The following is a 16,178-nucleotide window of genomic DNA, read 5'->3' as shown; positions in this document are numbered from 1 at the left end:
GTCGGCCTGGGAGTCGAGCGCGTCCCGAGTGTGTTATCTCTGCAGGGGGCCGGAGCGTTACCGAACTGAGACAACCGGACCAGAGTCTCAAACCAGGCCGTTGGCCGCAACTCGGCGGCCGGAAGTGGTGGATGACCACACCCGGCCGCCGCGTCACTCTTCGTGAAATGCGTGAGACGGAAGGCTGGCGCGGCTGCGGGTGGCGCTGCCATCCAGCCGGTATCAGCCCAGCCCCCCGCTCGCACGGCATCGGCACGAAAGTCCGAATCAGGCGTCCGGACCCTCCAGCAGGTCGGTGACCAGCGCGGCGATCGGGCTGCGTTCGCTGCGGTGCAAGGTCACGTGGCCGAACAGCGGGTGCCCCTTCAACTTCTCGATGACGGCGGCGACGCCGTCGTGGCGACCGACGCGCAGGTTGTCCCGCTGCGCCACGTCGTGGGTCAGCACGACGCGGGAGTTCTGACCGACTCGCGACAGCACCGTCAGCAGCACATTGCGCTCCAGCGACTGCGCCTCATCGACGATGACGAAGGCGTCGTGCAGTGAACGACCGCGGATGTGCGTCAGCGGCAGCACTTCGAGCAGTTCCCGGTCGACGACCTCCTCCATCACCTCGTGCGAGACGACGGCGCCCAGCGTGTCGAACACGGCCTGCGCCCAGGGGCCCATCTTCTCGTTCTCGCTGCCGGGCAGATAGCCCAACTCCTGGCCGCCGACGGCGTAGAGCGGGCGGAAGACGATCACCTTGCGGTGCTGTCTGCGTTCCATGACCGCCTCGAGCCCGGCGCACAGCGCCAACGCCGACTTTCCGGTGCCTGCGCGGCCGCCCAGGCTGATGATGCCGACGTCGGGGTCCAGCAGCAGGTCTAGAGCGATGCGCTGCTCTGCGGACCTGCCGTGCAGGCCGAAGGCGTCGCGGTCTCCGCGCACCAGGCGCACCGACTTGTCGGCCATCACCCGCCCGAGGGCGCTGCCGGTCGGCGACAGCATCACGACCCCGGTGTGACAGGGCAGTTCGGCAGCATCGGCGAGTTCGACACGACCATCGTCATACAGCTGGTCGATCTGCTCGCGCGAGACATCCAGCTCGGTGATGCCGGTCCAGCCGGTGTCGACGGCGAGTTCGGCGCGGTACTCCTCGGCGTTGAGGCCGACCGCAGATGCCTTGACCCGCATCGGCAGGTCCTTGCTGACGACGGTGACGTTGTGGCCTTCGTTGGCGAGATTGCGGGCGACCGACAGGATGCGCGTGTCGTTGTCGCCGAGGCGAAATCCGGCGGGAAGCGCCTGCGGGTCGGTGTGGTTCAGCTCGACGCGCAGGCTGCCGCCGTCGCCGATCGGCACAGGGGAATCCAGCCGACCGTTGACGACCCGCAGATCGTCGAGGATCCGCAACGCCGAGCGGGCGAAGTACCCCAGCTCAGGGTGGTGACGCTTGGCCTCGAGTTCGGTGACCACGACGACCGGCAGAACCACTTCATGCTCGGCGAACCGGGTCATGGCGCGCGGATCGGACAGCAGGACCGAGGTATCGAGGACGTAGGTGCGGTGGTCGGGCTCGCGCGGCTGGGTCGTGGCGGTCGAAGGCGAAGACGTGCTGGATGCCATGGTCGATCTCCTCAAGGTGCACAGCGGCGCAAGCCGTGTGACCTACTCTCGGACGAGGTGCCGGGACCGGGCCCAGGAGAGCCGGTGCCGGCCCTCCGTCCGGAGCAAAGATCGCTCCATGTGGTGGGCCTCCCGAACGCGCCGCGCGGATCGCGTCACGTCGATTCCGACTGTATGACGCAGCTCCGACTTCCTCGCGCACCGCCGACGGCGCGGCGCGGCGTGTCGTGGCATCTCACAGTGATCGTCGTCGAATGTTCATTCACACCAGCACCATTCGTCACTTTGAACCACACCCATCACATGCGGAAGTCGGCAGCCCCCGGGCAACTCGCCGCATCGGCGACTTATGTGTGCCTGATGCGACTCATGTGACCGAAGCGACGCGTGCGCCACCCACAAAGACCGCATCGGCGACTTATGCACCACGCACCACCCGAACCCGCCGCATCGGCGACTTAGAGATCGCGCGGGTAGGTCATGGCCGGTGTGTGGGCCTGGGTTCCAGCGGTGGGTGGTCTAGGCGGTGCGGATGAGGAGTCGGGTGATGGTGATCGTCTTGGCCAGGGCGATGAACGCGTTGATGATCGGGGTGCGTCGTTCGGTGCGGACGCGGAGATCCCTCACCCAGGCGTCGTCGGTCGGCTCGGGCTCGGCGTCGTTCGGTGCGGACGCGGAGATCCCACTGGTAACAGACGCGGTGCCCGCTCCTCGCGACCGTGCCGGCTCCTGGCGAGCGCCGAGTACATGCCCGCACAGTCTGTACCTCGCCGATGTGGCACCAGGGGTCGCCTCATGGGTCGCATGAGCCCCGAAGGCCTCACGCATCATGCATCAGTCGCCGATGCGGCGACGACGAGGACCCCTCGCGTGGTGCGGTGACTCCCACCCGCCACATACGCCACGGCAGTAACGCTGGGGTGGTTGGAAAGACGATTACTTCCGGTCGCGGTCGCGATACTGGGAAGTAATCGTCATCTCGACCATGCACTCGCTGTGCCGGGGCCAGCCCGGGCACCCGTACGTCGCCGATTCGGCGACGTACGGAGGGCGATGGCGGATACGGTGGGCGCCACACCCAGCACCTACCCGCGCAATCTCTAAGGGGCGCAGCGCCCGCGGAACTCGCCGCATCGGCGACTTATGTGTGCCTGATGCGACTCATGTGACCGAAGCGACGCGTGCGCCACCCACAAAGACCGCATCGGCGACTTACGCGCCGCACACCAAGCGCGCCCCACCTCCCTGGCAATTCGGTTGACCGACTCCCGGCGATCGCGATGGGATCTTGCGTATGCCGCAGTCGAGACCTCTGCCCCCACCTGTGCGAAGCGGCGACCGCGTCGCCGTCGTGTCCCCAAGCTGGGCCGCGCCGCACTTCTTTCCGCAGGTTCACGACCGCGCGATACAGCGACTCCATGACGAATTCGGTCTCCACCCGGTCGAGTTCGCCACGACCAGAGCACCCTCGAGCCCCGCAGCCCGCGCCGCCGACCTCAACGCGGCGTTCGCCGATCCCACCATCACTGCCGTCATCAGCACGATCGGCGGAGACGACCAGATCACCGTGTTGCGACATCTGGATATGTCCGTGATCACCACAAACCCCAAGCGGTTCCTCGGCTACAGCGACAACACGAATCTGCTGAATTACCTGTGGTTTCACGGCATTGCCGGGGTGTACGGAGGATCGACGCAGGTCCATTTTGGCCCCGTGCCGGATCCAGAACACCTCGACTCGCTGCGAGCCGCGCTGTTCGGCACCGACCACGTGCTGGTTCCGCCGACGCGCACCCGCGATGTCGGCCTGCGCTGGGACGACCCCGACGTGTTGGTCACGCCCGCACCCGACCTGCCCGCAGAGCCATGGACCTGGCACTGCGACACCACCGCCGTGACCGCTCCGACGTGGGGCGGATGCCTCGAGATCGTCGAGTGGACCCTCGCAACCAACCAGTGGATGCATTCGACCGAGGAGTATGTCGGGGCCATCCTGATGCTCGAGATCTCCGAGGATCAGCCCAGCCCGACCGAAGTGGGGTATCTACTCCGCAACCTCGGCGAACGCGGAATCCTGGGCGGCGCGTCAGCGGTGCTGTGGGCCAGGCCGCCCGTCAGTGATCACGATCATCCTTCGACCGCGACCGAGGCTGCTGCCGTGCGCGAGCAATACCGCGACGTGGTGACGACCACCATCGACACGTATGCGCCCGGCATACCTGTCGTCTTGGATGTCGACTTCGGGCACACCGGCCCGCAACTTCTGCTGCCGTATGGCGGTCCGGTCACTGTCGACGGCCGAACCCACACGATCACCGCGCACTTCGGCGAATAGCGCGCCGATAACCGCTCAACGACCGAGGCGACGATCACGCTCGGCATACGCACGCAGTGCCCGCAGGAAATCCACTCGTCGGAAATCCGGCCAGTACGCCTCACAGAAATAGAACTCCGAGTGCGCGCTCTGCCAGAGCAGGAACCCCCCGAGCCGTTGTTCTCCCGAGGTGCGAATCACCAGATCCGGGTCCGGCTGGCCCTTGGTGTAGAGGTGATCCGCGATGTGCTCGACGTCGAGGATCTCGGCGAGTTCCTCGAGCGAACGCCCCTGCGCTGCCTGTTCCTGCAGCATCGCGCGCACCGCGTCGGCGATCTCGCGGCGACCGCCATACCCGACGGCAATGTTGACCATGAGGCCGTCGGCATCGGCAGTCCGGTCGGCAGCTTCCTTGAGCACAGTGGCGGTCTGGTCGGGCAGCAGATCGAGCGCCCCCACCGGATGCAGCCTCCAGCGACCTTCCGCAGCCAAGCCCTGCACGGCCCGCTCGATGATCGACAGCAGGGGCGTGAGCTCCGCCGTGGGCCGGTTCAGGTTGTCCGTCGACAACAGCCACAACGTGACGACCTCGACACCGGCTTCTTCGCACCAGCCGAGCAACGGCTTGATGTTGTCGGCGCCGGCCTGATGCCCCGATTCGGTGTTGGCGCCGCGTGCCTTGGCCCACCGTCGGTTGCCGTCGAGCATGACACCGACGTGGCGGGGCAGATTCTCAACAGGCAGCGAGTGCTGAACATGCCGCTCATAAGCGCTGTAGAGCAGATCGCTCACGCGCATGTTCGATCCCCTTCGCCGGTCGAGTTCACCTCTCAGGGTAGTCCTAGCCAACGGATAACACGGCGAGGCTGACACCTACGCTGCCGTAACTTACTCTTGATCGCATGGTCGAACTCTCCCGCGATGCCGCAGGACAACTGCAGCAGGACGCCGCCGAACTCCTGCGGGCGGTCAAGCCGAAGCTGCGCGGGTGGTTGCATGCCGGGATGGCCCCACTGGCCATGGTGGCCGGCATCGTGCTCGTCGCTCTCGCGCCCAACGAGCACGCCCGCATCGGCGCCGGCATCTTTGCCCTGACGGCGGTGCTGCTCTTCGGCACGTCGGCCGTGTATCACCGTGGCCGCTGGACTCCGCGCGTCGAGCGGCTGCTCAAGCGAATGGACCACTCCAACATCTTCCTGATCATCGCCGGCACCTACACGCCGTTCGCGGTCACGCTGCTCAACCGTCGCCAGGCCACGACTCTGCTGCTGATCGTCTGGGGCGGCGCCGCGCTCGGAGTCGCGTTCCGGGTCTTCTGGGTCGGCGCCCCGCGATGGCTCTACACCCCGGTGTATGTCGCCCTCGGCTGGGTCGCGGTCTTCTACTTCGGACCGTTGATGCGCAGCGGTGGCGTCGCCGTCGTGACCTTGATCGCGGTCGGCGGACTGCTCTACACACTCGGCGCGGTGGTCTACGGCACCAAGCGCCCGAATCCTTCCAAGCGCTGGTTCGGTTTCCACGAGGTCTTCCACTCGTTCACGATTCTCGCCTTCGCTGCTCACTACGTCGCAGCTTCGATGGCGATCTACCAGCACGGCACCTCGATCTGACCGCTCCCCGACCCGACCGCTCACGACGCATGAGAGCCCCGTCATACCAATCGGTATGACGGGGCTGCGGCGTTCAGCGCACTGCGTCGCTGCCAGGTCACCGCTCGCCGGTAGCTGCTGTCGGACTCACTCGGCGCGACTCGTGCGCCGACGGAGGTCGGCTCAGACGCCAGGCGGCGCCGCAGTCCCGTCGGTGCCCGTCGCGGGCGGCGTGACCGGACGCGGCGGGATGACCTGCGCCTGCTGCTCCTGCAGCGCCGCCTCGCGGTCCTCCTCGCGCCAGCGCACTCCGCGCAGGTGGTTGTTCATGCTGCGGAACAGCAGCCAGCAGGCGATGGCCAGCGCGAACAGCACCAGGAATCCCCAGATGCCGGCTGTGACCGCAACGCTCTCATTGCCTCCGTCACCCATGGTGGCGCTCCTTTGCCTGACGTTCGACGACGTCATCGATGATCAGCGTCCCGGCGTCACCGGTCGCAAGGTGGTCGGCTTCCTGTGCGCTGCGCGGCAATCCGGCGAACAGGTCGTCCTCGCCCTCCGCGAGCGCGACGTACGACCGCGCCAGGTCGAACTCCTCCGTCGGCCAGATCCGGCCCTGCTCGGCGGGGCTGAGCGTGAAGAACTGCCCGTCCGGGTCGATCTGGGTCGCATGCGCCAACAGCGCTTGTTCTCGCTGCGGGAAATACTTCGCGCACTCAACACGGGTGGTCACCCGGCCCTCGGGTCGGTCGTCCCACCGCTTCAACCAATCGGTGTACGGCGATTCGCGCCCCTCGGCGAGCAGTGCCTCGTGGAAGGCCACCATCTTTGCCTTGAAGAAACCGCGGTCGTAATACAGCTTCAGCGGCTGCCATGGCTCGCCGGCGTGCGGGAAGGCCGTCGGGTCACCGGCCGCGGCGAAGGCGGCGACCGACACGTTGTGCGTCATGATGTGGTCGGGGTGCGGATAACCGCCGTTCTCGTCATACGTCGTCATCACGTGCGGACGAAACTCGCGTATGACGCGCACCAGCGCCTCGGTGGTGATGTCGAGTGGCTCGAGCGCGAAGCACCCTTCCGGCAGCGGCGGCAGCGGATCGCCTTCGGGCAGCCCGGAATCCACGAAACCGAGCCACGTGTGCTCGACACCGAGGATCTGCTGCGCCTTGGCCATCTCGGCCCGCCGGAAGTGCGGCAGGTCCCGCTGGATGTCGGGGTTGTCGACCAGTTTGGGGTTGAGGATGTCCCCCCGCTCGCCCCCTGTGCAGGAGACCACCATCACACGGTGGCCGAGGTCGGCATACTTCGCCATCGTGGCCGAGCCCTTGCTGGACTCGTCGTCCGGATGTGCGTGAACTGCCATCAGCCGTAGCTGGTCACTCACGTGTTCGCTCTCCTTGATGAGGCATGCCCGGGGCGCGGTGCAGAACCACCCATCGGGCGTTGAGACAACTCGCCTATCCTCTCACCTCATGGCGATCCCCAAACCCGCACCCGGTCAAGGCAAGTGGTGGGTGATCGGAGTTGTCGGAGTCGTGGTGATGACAGCGTTCGCGACCTGGTTCGGCATCGCAGCAAGCCGCGGAGTCGATTTCGGCGTCGCCCAGGTGCACAACATCAACGACCGCAGCATCCAGTTGGTCTTCAACGTGGGCAACCAGGACGGTAAGTCGGTCATCTGCAACCTCGAAGCGCAGGACTACAGCCACAACGAGGTCGGGGTGGCCAACGTGACGCTGCCTCCGACCAAGAAGTCCGTCGCGCAATACACGGTCACGATCAAGACGGTATCCAAGGCCGTCACCGCGCTCGTGGACTCCTGCAACTACAACTGACCCGGACCGCCCGCACGGGTCCCCGGACCACGACGAACCGGGTCGACGCCTGCCGCGGTGCTATGATCGATGGCTACACACGGGTCTGGAACCGGCATCCGCGAGTGACGCGGAGCGGTTCCGGACCCACTTGTTTACCGCTCGAGGGCACCCGGTTCGGTGCGTGCGAGGTCGCGGACAACTGCTCAGCGACCGACCAGCAACATCGCCCACATCCGCACCGGGTTCACAACGATTCACTGCACTAGGAGACACCGTGACCAACACTGCCGACGCTTCGGCCAGCTTCCTGACTCAGGAGGCATACGACCGCCTGAAGGCCGAGTTCGACCACCTCTCCGGTGAGGGTCGCAGCGAGATCGCCGCCAAGATCGAGGAAGCTCGCCAGGAAGGCGACCTGAAGGAGAACGGCGGCTACCACGCAGCCAAGGAGGAGCAGGGCAAGATGGAGGCCCGCATCCGCCAGCTCGAGGCCATCCTGCGCGACGCCGTCGTCGGGCAGGCTTCGGCGGCCGAGGGCGTTGTCGGCCCGGGTATGGTCATCACCGCCGAGATGTTCGGCGACAAGGAAAAATTCCTGCTCGGCAGCCGTGAGATCGCCGGCGATTCCGCGCTCGACGTCTACAGCGAGAAGTCCCCGCTGGGTGCTGCCATCAACGGCGCCAAGGTCGGCGACAAGGTGTCCTATGAAGCTCCCAACGGCAAGATCATCGAGGTGAAGATCCTGGAGGCCACGGCCTACCACGGCTGAGCATCGCGCGTACGCGACCCGGGTCGTTCGCAACGGTTTTCGTTGCGAACGACCCGTTTCGTCTGTCGTTGTGTATGCCGCAGCTGCGGCGTGCCGAGGTGTCGGTATCAGGGACCGCCAGTGCCACCACGACAGCCCACGGCGACGGCGAACCCCTGCTCTGTATGACGCATGATCTCAAACTACCAACATTATTGAGTTGCTCAACCATTGTTTTAGTCATCTATTGCTTCGCGATATCATCAACAGGTGATCTCGGCCGCAGACCTTCCCGCACCGGGCATTGTCGACCCCGGGGCAGACCCCGCCACGGAGGCATGGCAGCGCATCCGCGCCATCGCGCACAATCCGGCAGCCATGGCAGCTTTTCACCGACTGGTGCATGACACCGGCCTGCCACTTGCCGCGTTACGCGCGCTGCTGGTGTTGCCCGTCGATGAAGCGATCCCGATGCGCGACCTTGCGCGACGCCTCAGGTGCGACACGTCATACGTCACATCGTTGGTAGACACCCTTGAGAAGCACGGATTGGCGTCGCGTCAGGCGCACGCGACCGACCGCCGGATCAAGGTGATCGTGCTGACCCCGACAGGCCGGCGGATGGCCAGGCGCGCGCAGATCGCCGACAACACACCCCCTGAGGTCTTCGCTCAGTTGACCGCGCGCGAAGTCACCGCCTTGCGCGACCTGTTGCGCAAGATCGGAGCCGAAACCGCCTGAGACGCCGAGCGCTGGCGGTCCCGGGAGGGATCAGCACAGCACGGCCTGCGACCGACGTCGACGGTGGTCAGGGCCGCTATGCCAGTCGTGCGAAGAACACCAGCAGTGCCACCACCACGAGCACACCGGCCCAGATGAGCCGTCCCGCGCCTGGCTTCGGCGGCAGGGGGCGGTGCTGGACGGCATACGGCGAGGTCACCAGGGGCGGGCCGCTGCCATCTTGGTCGAAGGGTGCGCCCACCTTCGACTGCTGCCAGGCGTTGTACTCGGTGACCTCACGCAGGTGCCGGCGCCAGATGCGTTGCTGCACCACGGTCTGCACGAGCAGCAAGAGCGCTCCGGCGAGGCAGAACACGATGACGACGACATCCCACATGGCGGCGGCTGTCCTCAGGCGTCGAGAGCCTGCGCCAGGTCGGCGATCAGGTCGTCGGCGTCCTCGATACCCACCGACAGGCGGATCAGATCTGCCGGAACCTCGAGTTCGGTGCCGACGACACTGGCATGCGTCATACGGCCCGGATGCTCGATCAGCGACTCGACACCACCGAGGGACTCCCCCAGGGTCCAAATCTTCGTCCGACCGATCACGTCGACGGCGTGCTGCTCACCACCGGCGAGCTGGAAGCTGACCATCCCGCCGAACCGGCGCATCTGCCGCGCAGCGATGTCGTGACCCGGGTGGCTGTCCAGGCCCGGGTAGTGGATGTGCGTGACGTCGGAGCGTGAGCGCAGGTAGTCGACGACCTTCTCGGCGTTGTCGCAGTGTCGCTCCATGCGCACCGCCAGCGTCTTGAGGCCGCGCAGCACCAGCCACGAATCCATAGGCCCCGCAACGGCGCCCATGGAGTTCTGGTGGAACCCGATGCGGGTGGCAGCATCCGCGAACTCGGGCACTGCGACATTCTTGGACACCACAACAGCGCCGCCGACGACGTCGGAGTGGCCGCCGGAGTATTTCGTCGTCGAGTGCAGCACGATGTCGGCGCCGAGTGCCAACGGCTGCTGCAGGTATGCCGATGCGAACGTGTTGTCGACCACCAGCAGTGCCCCGGCCTCGTGCGCGATCGCGGCGATGGCCTCGATGTCGGCGATGCCGAGCAGCGGGTTGGTCGGTGTCTCGATCCAGATCATCTTGGTGACGCCGGGGCGGATCTCGCCGCGGATCGCGTCCGCCTGCGACACCTTCGCCAGGCTGTGGTCGATGCCCCACACCTTCTGGATCTTGTCGATGAGTCGGTAGGTGCCGCCATACGCGTCGGTCGGGATGATCATGTGATCGCCGGGCGAGAGCAGCGACCGCATGATCGTGTCCTCGGCGGCGAGGCCTGAGGCGAACGCGAAACCCTTTGCGCCGCCTTCGAGTTCGGCGATGCATTCCTCAAGGGCGGTGCGTGTCGGGTTGGCCGAACGGGAGTATTCGTAGCCGTCACGCAGCCCGCCGACACCGTCCTGCTTGTAGGTCGAGGTCTGGTAGATCGCAGGGACGACAGCGCCGGTTCGGGGGTCCGGCTCCTGTCCTGCGTGGATGGCGCGCGTGGAGAAACCAGTCATGCGCGCGAGTCTACGAGTCACACCCTGAACGAACCCGTGCGACCCGCGGGCGCTGCGCGGCCGGTCAGGCGCCCCCGTCCGCCCAGCTCAGCACCCGCAGGGCACGCAACGTGTTCCATCGGCTGGGCGCACCGTCGCCGGTGTCCAGCGCGAACCAGGCCAGGCCGGGATGGGTGTTTTCCAACAGCCAGCTGCCATCCGGTTGTTGCTTGGCACGCACCAGGTCGAGTGCCTCGCCGAGACGTGGGTCGGGTGCCGCGCCCGTGCCTCGGAAGTAGTCGGCGCCGCGCAGCACGTCGTAGTGCCACTGCGTCGGGAAGGAGAACTTCAGCCAACTGTCGTCAGCCGGCTCGCCCGTGCTGGCCCTGCGGAACAGCGCCCGGCTGAGCAGATAATCCTCACCACCTCGCCTGGCCTCGGCGACCGACACCTCACCACCGTTGCACTCGTAGTCGAGCAGCCCCTCAAGCACGCAGATCGTCGTGTGGAACGAAGACCTCGTGGAGCCTCGCTCGGCTTCGCAGTTCCACCCGCCATCCGGCAGCTGTTCTCCCACGAGTCGGGTAGCGAGCGCGTCCATGTCGCGCCGGAAGTAGGCGCCGACGGACAGCGCACCGCCGTTGATACACGGCTCGACCTCTCCGTCGAAGAATGGGGCGTCGTCGTACTCCCACGTGCAGTGCTCCGCGACTGCCTCGATCGCAGCGCGCACCCGCGGATGGTCCGGCGCGATTCCGAATGCGCGCAGCAGGCGCAGCGTCGGCAACGTCGCGACCCAGGGCTGCCCGTCGGGATCTCCGGTGATCGGCACGGTCGGGTGCCAGTCACGCGCCGGAAAACAGCCGCCGTCAGCCCACCGGCCACCCGACTGCCGGTCGAGCAGGTCCTTGCCCCAGCCGGACTCGGCCACCTCAGAACGCGCCTCCGCCACCTCCTGCGGCGACGCATCGGTGAGGTCGGCAAGAGTCTGCCAACGGATCGAAGGATCACCGGCCAGCAACCAGCGCATTGTCTCGTCCGGCATCTGTGGGGTCATGGAAGCCTCCTCGCCTCACAGACCTGTATACCCCCGCACGCGGACACACGTCTCCGTCTTGGTGTCGCGGGACACCCTGTCAGAGAGCGGAGTTGAGCTCCCGCCAATCGATGCCGCGCGGAGCACGCTCGACGACGGTCTGCACCAAGCCGAGACGAGCAGCTCGCAGCGCCTCGTCCTCGGCCATGAGCATGATGTCGTCGAAGAAACGGGCGAGCGGTGCCACGAGCGGCAATGCATCCGGAATCCATTGCGGCAGAGCGTCATTCGCGTGATCAGGCAGTTCGTTGACATATACCAGCAGAGCCTGCTCGGCATCCTCGACCAACAACGCGCGGTCGTATGCCGCAGGCGTGCCCTCGGGCACGATCCGCGTGATGCGCTGCACCGCCTCGACCAGCGCCGGAAAGCGCGTCTCCGCCCGTGCGGCCGTGATGTCAGCGAGCGCCTGCGTCGCCACCCCAGGTGCATCCGCTAGAGGAGTCACTGCGGCGACCAGCCCCACGGGCACGCCCTCGTCACGCAGCTGCTGACCGAACCGTCCGACGACGAATTCAGTTGCCGCTGCCACGGATTCGTCGGAGACGTCGATGCCCTGCTGGCGCAGGCGATCCGCCGCGGCCCTCAGGCCACCGCTGATCGTGATGCCGGCCAGCTGCGGGTGCGCCCGCAGGATGCTCACCACGCCGAGCGCCGCACGACGCAGCGCATACGGGTCGGACGAGCCGGTCGGCTTGGCGCCGATCGCGAACATCGCCGAGAGCAGGTCGAACCTGTCGGCGAGCGCCAGCACCGCACCTGGCGTGGTCTGCGGGACCTCGCCTCCGGCAGTGCGCGGCTGCTCCATCTCCAGCAGGGCGGTGGCGACCGCGGCGGGCTCACCGGCGCGCAGTGCGTACTCCTTGGCCATCGGCCCGGCGAGCGACGACATCTCGATGACCATCTGCGAGGACAGGTCGAACTTCGCCAGTTCACCGGCGCGGTCGAGGGTGGCGCGCTGGTCGCCGGTGATGCCGAGGGTGTCGGCGAAGCCGGTGGCAATGTCACGGATCCGGTCGGCGCGCTGCGCGACCGAGCCGATCCTGTTCTCGAAGGTCAGCTTGGCGATGCCGGCGCGCAACTCCTCCAGCGGCACCTTCAGATCGGCGGCGAAGAAGAACGCGGCGTCCTCGTACCGCGCACGCATGACGCTCTCGTTGCCGAGCCGCACCAACTCGTCGTCGCAGTCGCCGTTGGCGATCGTCACGAAATACGGCAGCAGCTTGCCCGCGTCGTCGCGCACCGGCAGGTACCGCTGGTGCTTACGCATCACCGTCGTGAGGATCTGCTCGGGCAGTTCGAGGTACTTCTCCCCGAAGGTGCCGAGGATCCCGTGCGGCTGCTCCACCAGGTTGGTGATCTCGTCGACCAGCGCCGACTCACCCTCGACATCGACGGTGCCACCGACGGATCCGGCCAGTTGCCGAGCCTGTTCGACGACCTGAGCCCGGCGCTGCACCGGATCGACGACCAGTCCGTGGGTCGTCAAGACATGCACCAGATCGTCGGCCTTGGCGACGCGCACCAGTGGCTCAGGGTTGGTGCGGTGGACATAGGTGGTGCGACCAGCGACCAGGTCGGACGCGTGCACCGGCACGACGGTCTCGCCCCAGAGGGCGACCAGCCAGCGGATCGGCCGGCTGTAGGACAGCTGCGGGTCCGACCAGCGCATGTTCTTGTCGGCGCGCAACGACTCGATGACGCCCGCGATGAGCTCACCGGCGACCTCCATCACGCCACGCCCGGTCTCGGTGACCCGCACAGCCACATGCTCGGCCCCGTCGAACTCCGCGCGCACGAGATCGGCCACGTCGACCTTCTGACCGCGCGCGAAACCCTCGCACGCCTTCGTCGGGTTGCCGTCCGCGTCGTATGCCGCAGCGACCTTCGGCCCCTTGCGCAGGCTCTCGGCGTCCGGCTCGTGTGCCGACAGCGCAGCGACCGTCGCGACGATGCGCCGCGGAGTGCCGACCACGTCGATCGCTCCATGCGTCAGCCGGGTCGCGTCGAGTCGTTCGGTCAATGACGCGCGCACGAAATCGATCGCCTGCTGCACGACGTGCGGCGGCAGCTCCTCGACGCCGATTTCAAGCGCAAGCAGTTGCGAATCCTGTGGCAGCGCAGCCGGATCCACGTCTTCCTGATCGTCCGCCGGGTGGCGCACCGCCGCGCCGAGCAGCACCTTGGGCGCCTCGCTCTTCAGCAGCGGAAAATCGAGCTCGCCACGTCGTTCGACCCACAATTGGGAGACGTCCCGCGCCAGTCCCCGCATCGTGGCGAAGGCCTTCGCACGTTCCGTCGTCGAGATCGCCCCACGCGCGTCGAGCACGTTGAACGCGTGCGAGGACTTCAGCACATAGCTGTATGCCGGAATCGGCAGTCGCGCCTCGACCATCCGGGTGGCCTCTGCGACATACCGGTCGAAGAACTCCTGATTGGTGGCCACGTCGGCGTCGTCCAGGTAGTACCTCGACATCTCGTACTCCTGCTGACCGAAGGCCTCGCCATACGTGACGCCCGGGGCGTACTGCAGGTCCTTGAAGTGCGAGACCCCCTGCTGGGCCATCATGATGCGCTCGATGCCGTAGGTCAGCTCGACCGCGACGGGGTCGAGGTTCTGTCCACCGACCTGCTGGAAGTAGGTGAACTGGGTGATTTCCATCCCGTCCAGCCACACCTCCCAGCCCAGGCCCCAGGCGCCGATCGCCGGCTGCGCCCAGTTGTCCTCGACGAAGCGCACGTCGTGCGCGTGGATGTCGATGTCCAACGCCTGCAGCGACTCCAGATAGAGCTCCTGCGGATTGCCCGGGTCCGGCTTGAGGATCACCTGGAACTGGGTGTGCGTCTGCAACCGGTTCGGGTTCTCGCCATACCGGCTGTCATCGGGGCGGACCGACGGCTCGACGTACGCCACCCGCCACGGCTCCGGACCGAGCACCCGCATCAAGGTGGCGGGGTTCATCGTTCCTGCACCGACCTCGGTGTTGTAGGGCTGCACGATCATGCAGCCACGGTCGGTCCAGAACTTCTGGAGGCGGATGAGGGCGTCTTGCACAGTCAGCACGGCGCAAGGTTACCGAGGCGCGACCAACCGGCACCGGCCGTGTCACGCCGTACCTGCCGCATCTGAGCTCCGCAACACGCCGCGCCGTAACGGGAAGGGTTGGGCGTCGCCATACGTTGCGGCATACATGGTCTTCGGATTCGGACGCAGCACGTCCATGGTCTCGCGCGACAACGCACTCCCCGGGCGCCCCACGCCCCTGCCCGGCATCGCCGACTCGAATGTCGTGCTCGGTTCGCCGATGCGCGGACCGTGGCCGGACGGCACGAAGGTGCTGTATGTCGCGATGGGGTGTTTCTGGGGCACCGAGCGGATCATGTGGCGCATCCCCGGTGTCGTGACGACGGCAGCGGGATACATGGGCGGGTTCACCCCCAACCCCACGTATGACGAGACGTGCACCGGTCGCACCGGTCACACCGAGACGGTCCTGGTGGCCTACGACCCGCAGGCCACCAGCGCCGAACTGATCCTCAAGCAGTTCTGGGAGAACCACGACCCGACGACTGCCAACCGGCAGGGCAACGACATCGGCACGCAGTACCGCTCGGCGATCTACTGGACCGACGACGAGCAGGCGCAGGCCGTCGCCTCGACCAGCGCGGCCTTCCAGCAGGTGCTGCACGACAACGGGTTCGGCGACATTAGCACCGAGATGCGACCGGCATCCGAGGTCGGCGAGTTCTACTACGCCGAGGACTACCACCAGCAGTATCTGCACAAGAACCCCGGTGGCTACTGCAACCACGGACCCAACGGGATGACCTGCCCGGTCGGCATCCTGCGCCAGGATCAGCTGCCCAGCCAGCAGGAGATCGCTCCCCCTGCCTGATCGGCGGGCGACGCCCCGAACTCGCTCACGAGATGTCGCGATGTGCCGGTTCCATGAACGGACAGCGACCAGAACCGACATTTCGCGAAGTGAATCCCGACCAGGACCGACATCTCGCGAAGTGGACCCCGACCACGAGCGACATCTCGCGGACAACGAGAACTTCCATTCAGTGGAATTTATATTTCGTTTAGCGGTATTCTTGGTGTCATGGATCACACATCGCTCGACCGACTGCTGCACGTCATCGAGGCTGACATCGTGCCTCTCACCACGGTCGGCGTCGCCGATGGAAACAAGCTCTTCGGAGCCGCCATCCTGCGCACATCCGACCTGTCACTCGTGGTCGCGGCCACCAACAACGAGATCGAGAATCCGCTCTGGCACGGCGAGATCCACGCGATCAAGAAGTTCTACGAACTGCCCGCATCGGCGCGTCCGGCACCCGCCGACTGCTTCTTCCTCGCCACCCACGAGCCGTGCTCGCTCTGCCTGTCCGGCATCACCTGGAGCGGATTCACCACGTTCGGCTACCTCTTCAGCCACAGAGACTCCGCCGACTCGTTCGCCATCCCCTATGACATCCAGATCCTCAAAGCCGTGTATGCCGTGCCCGATCCGGACCGCGAGGCCGCCGATCCGAACCGCGACCTCTACAACCGGCAGAACGCGTATTTCTCGAGCATCGATCTGGCCGAAGAGGTTCGCCGGTCCGCCGATCCACAGTTGGCGACCCGAGCCGCGACATTGCGAACGATCTACGACAAGTTGTCGGAGACCTACCAGGCGGACAAGGGCGACAAGGGCATCCCGCTGAGTTGACCTGCGCCCGGGCG

Annotated in this window: 15 protein-coding genes; 7 read left to right on the top strand and 8 right to left on the bottom strand. The window is 66.4% G+C overall.

All coding sequences use genetic code 11. From position 1 onward, the window contains the following. Positions 1-267 precede the first annotated feature (267 nt). Complete coding sequence (phoH2, locus tag BKA23_RS03255; RefSeq protein WP_145225432.1) at positions 268-1,608, bottom strand: RNA 5'-3' helicase PhoH2; 1,341 nt, start codon at positions 1,606-1,608, stop codon at positions 268-270. A 1,351-nt stretch (positions 1,609-2,959) separates the two neighbouring features. Between phoH2 and BKA23_RS03250 the strand changes: the two genes are divergently transcribed. Further along, the gene (locus BKA23_RS03250; RefSeq protein WP_246104424.1) at positions 2,960-3,943 is read left to right on the top strand and encodes a S66 peptidase family protein; all 984 of its coding nucleotides are present in this window, start codon (positions 2,960-2,962) and stop codon (positions 3,941-3,943) included. Positions 3,944-3,958: 15 nt separating this feature from the next. On the opposite strand, the gene BKA23_RS03245 is transcribed toward BKA23_RS03250, so the two are convergent. Then, the gene (locus BKA23_RS03245) at positions 3,959-4,720 is read right to left on the bottom strand and encodes an isoprenyl transferase (protein ID WP_145225427.1); all 762 of its coding nucleotides are present in this window, start codon (positions 4,718-4,720) and stop codon (positions 3,959-3,961) included. A 104-nt stretch (positions 4,721-4,824) separates the two neighbouring features. Between BKA23_RS03245 and trhA the strand changes: the two genes are divergently transcribed. Continuing rightward, positions 4,825-5,532, top strand: coding sequence for a PAQR family membrane homeostasis protein TrhA (trhA, locus tag BKA23_RS03240; RefSeq protein ID WP_145225426.1), 708 nt, complete (start codon positions 4,825-4,827; stop codon positions 5,530-5,532). A 162-nt stretch (positions 5,533-5,694) separates the two neighbouring features. Here trhA and BKA23_RS03235 read toward each other — a convergent pair whose 3' ends face one another. Both BKA23_RS03235 and mca read right to left on the bottom strand, forming a co-directional pair. Further along, on the bottom strand, positions 5,695-5,943 hold the full coding sequence (locus BKA23_RS03235) for a hypothetical protein (RefSeq protein WP_145225424.1): 249 nt from the start codon (positions 5,941-5,943) through the stop codon (positions 5,695-5,697). Next, positions 5,936-6,895 carry a mycothiol conjugate amidase Mca gene (gene mca / locus BKA23_RS03230; protein ID WP_246104423.1) on the bottom strand — a complete coding sequence of 320 codons (960 nt, stop codon included), beginning with the start codon at positions 6,893-6,895 and terminating at the stop codon, positions 5,936-5,938. Before mca ends, BKA23_RS03235 begins: the two co-directional genes overlap by 8 nt. An 88-nt stretch (positions 6,896-6,983) precedes the next feature. Between mca and BKA23_RS03225 the strand changes: the two genes are divergently transcribed. From BKA23_RS03225 to BKA23_RS03215, 3 genes are all read left to right on the top strand, one after another. Further along, positions 6,984-7,346 (top strand): DUF4307 domain-containing protein, encoded by a 363-nt coding sequence (locus BKA23_RS03225; protein WP_170226350.1) that lies wholly within the window; start codon positions 6,984-6,986, stop codon positions 7,344-7,346. Positions 7,347-7,602: 256 nt separating this feature from the next. After that, a complete protein-coding gene (greA, locus tag BKA23_RS03220; RefSeq protein ID WP_145225420.1) occupies positions 7,603-8,097 on the top strand; it encodes a transcription elongation factor GreA in 495 nt (164 codons plus the stop codon). A gap of 249 nt (positions 8,098-8,346) precedes the next feature. Then, complete coding sequence (locus BKA23_RS03215) at positions 8,347-8,817, top strand: MarR family winged helix-turn-helix transcriptional regulator (RefSeq protein ID WP_145225418.1); 471 nt, start codon at positions 8,347-8,349, stop codon at positions 8,815-8,817. Positions 8,818-8,893: 76 nt separating this feature from the next. On the opposite strand, the gene BKA23_RS03210 is transcribed toward BKA23_RS03215, so the two are convergent. From BKA23_RS03210 to BKA23_RS03195, 4 genes are all read right to left on the bottom strand, one after another. Beyond that, positions 8,894-9,193, bottom strand: coding sequence for a hypothetical protein (locus tag BKA23_RS03210; protein ID WP_145225416.1), 300 nt, complete (start codon positions 9,191-9,193; stop codon positions 8,894-8,896). A gap of 14 nt (positions 9,194-9,207) precedes the next feature. Further along, the gene (locus BKA23_RS03205; protein WP_145225414.1) at positions 9,208-10,371 is read right to left on the bottom strand and encodes a cystathionine gamma-synthase; all 1,164 of its coding nucleotides are present in this window, start codon (positions 10,369-10,371) and stop codon (positions 9,208-9,210) included. Between the two features lie 64 nt (positions 10,372-10,435). Continuing rightward, positions 10,436-11,407, bottom strand: coding sequence for a hypothetical protein (locus tag BKA23_RS03200; RefSeq protein WP_145225412.1), 972 nt, complete (start codon positions 11,405-11,407; stop codon positions 10,436-10,438). Positions 11,408-11,486: 79 nt separating this feature from the next. Next, complete coding sequence (locus BKA23_RS03195; RefSeq protein ID WP_145225410.1) at positions 11,487-14,510, bottom strand: glycine--tRNA ligase; 3,024 nt, start codon at positions 14,508-14,510, stop codon at positions 11,487-11,489. 157 nt (positions 14,511-14,667) lie between these two features. Between BKA23_RS03195 and msrA the strand changes: the two genes are divergently transcribed. After that, on the top strand, positions 14,668-15,342 hold the full coding sequence (msrA, locus tag BKA23_RS03190) for a peptide-methionine (S)-S-oxide reductase MsrA (RefSeq protein WP_145228136.1): 675 nt from the start codon (positions 14,668-14,670) through the stop codon (positions 15,340-15,342). Between the two features lie 210 nt (positions 15,343-15,552). Beyond that, positions 15,553-16,164, top strand: coding sequence for a cytidine/deoxycytidylate deaminase family protein (locus BKA23_RS03185; protein ID WP_145225408.1), 612 nt, complete (start codon positions 15,553-15,555; stop codon positions 16,162-16,164). Positions 16,165-16,178 lie beyond the last annotated feature (14 nt).

The sequence above is a fragment of the Rudaeicoccus suwonensis genome (genome assembly GCF_007829035.1).
GTDB classification, from domain to species: Bacteria; Actinomycetota; Actinomycetes; order Actinomycetales; family Dermatophilaceae; genus Rudaeicoccus; species Rudaeicoccus suwonensis.
The sequence above is the reverse complement of the archived record's forward strand: the minus strand, read 5'-3'. Positions and strand labels throughout refer to the sequence as shown.

Excerpts from the sequence above, each read along its gene's own strand:
- BKA23_RS03225 (WP_170226350.1), top strand. The coding sequence starts at position 6,984 with ATGGCGATCCCCAAACCCGCACCCGGTCAAGGCAAGTGGTGGGTGATC.
- msrA (WP_145228136.1), top strand. The coding sequence starts at position 14,668 with ATGGTCTCGCGCGACAACGCACTCCCCGGGCGCCCCACGCCCCTGCCC.
- trhA (WP_145225426.1), top strand. The coding sequence starts at position 4,825 with ATGGTCGAACTCTCCCGCGATGCCGCAGGACAACTGCAGCAGGACGCC.
- BKA23_RS03245 (WP_145225427.1), bottom strand. The coding sequence starts at position 4,720 with ATGCGCGTGAGCGATCTGCTCTACAGCGCTTATGAGCGGCATGTTCAG.
- BKA23_RS03210 (WP_145225416.1), bottom strand. The coding sequence starts at position 9,193 with ATGTGGGATGTCGTCGTCATCGTGTTCTGCCTCGCCGGAGCGCTCTTG.
- BKA23_RS03200 (WP_145225412.1), bottom strand. The coding sequence starts at position 11,407 with ATGACCCCACAGATGCCGGACGAGACAATGCGCTGGTTGCTGGCCGGT.
- phoH2 (WP_145225432.1), bottom strand. The coding sequence starts at position 1,608 with ATGGCATCCAGCACGTCTTCGCCTTCGACCGCCACGACCCAGCCGCGC.
- BKA23_RS03205 (WP_145225414.1), bottom strand. The coding sequence starts at position 10,371 with ATGACTGGTTTCTCCACGCGCGCCATCCACGCAGGACAGGAGCCGGAC.
- BKA23_RS03185 (WP_145225408.1), top strand. The coding sequence starts at position 15,553 with ATGGATCACACATCGCTCGACCGACTGCTGCACGTCATCGAGGCTGAC.
- BKA23_RS03235 (WP_145225424.1), bottom strand. The coding sequence starts at position 5,943 with ATGGGTGACGGAGGCAATGAGAGCGTTGCGGTCACAGCCGGCATCTGG.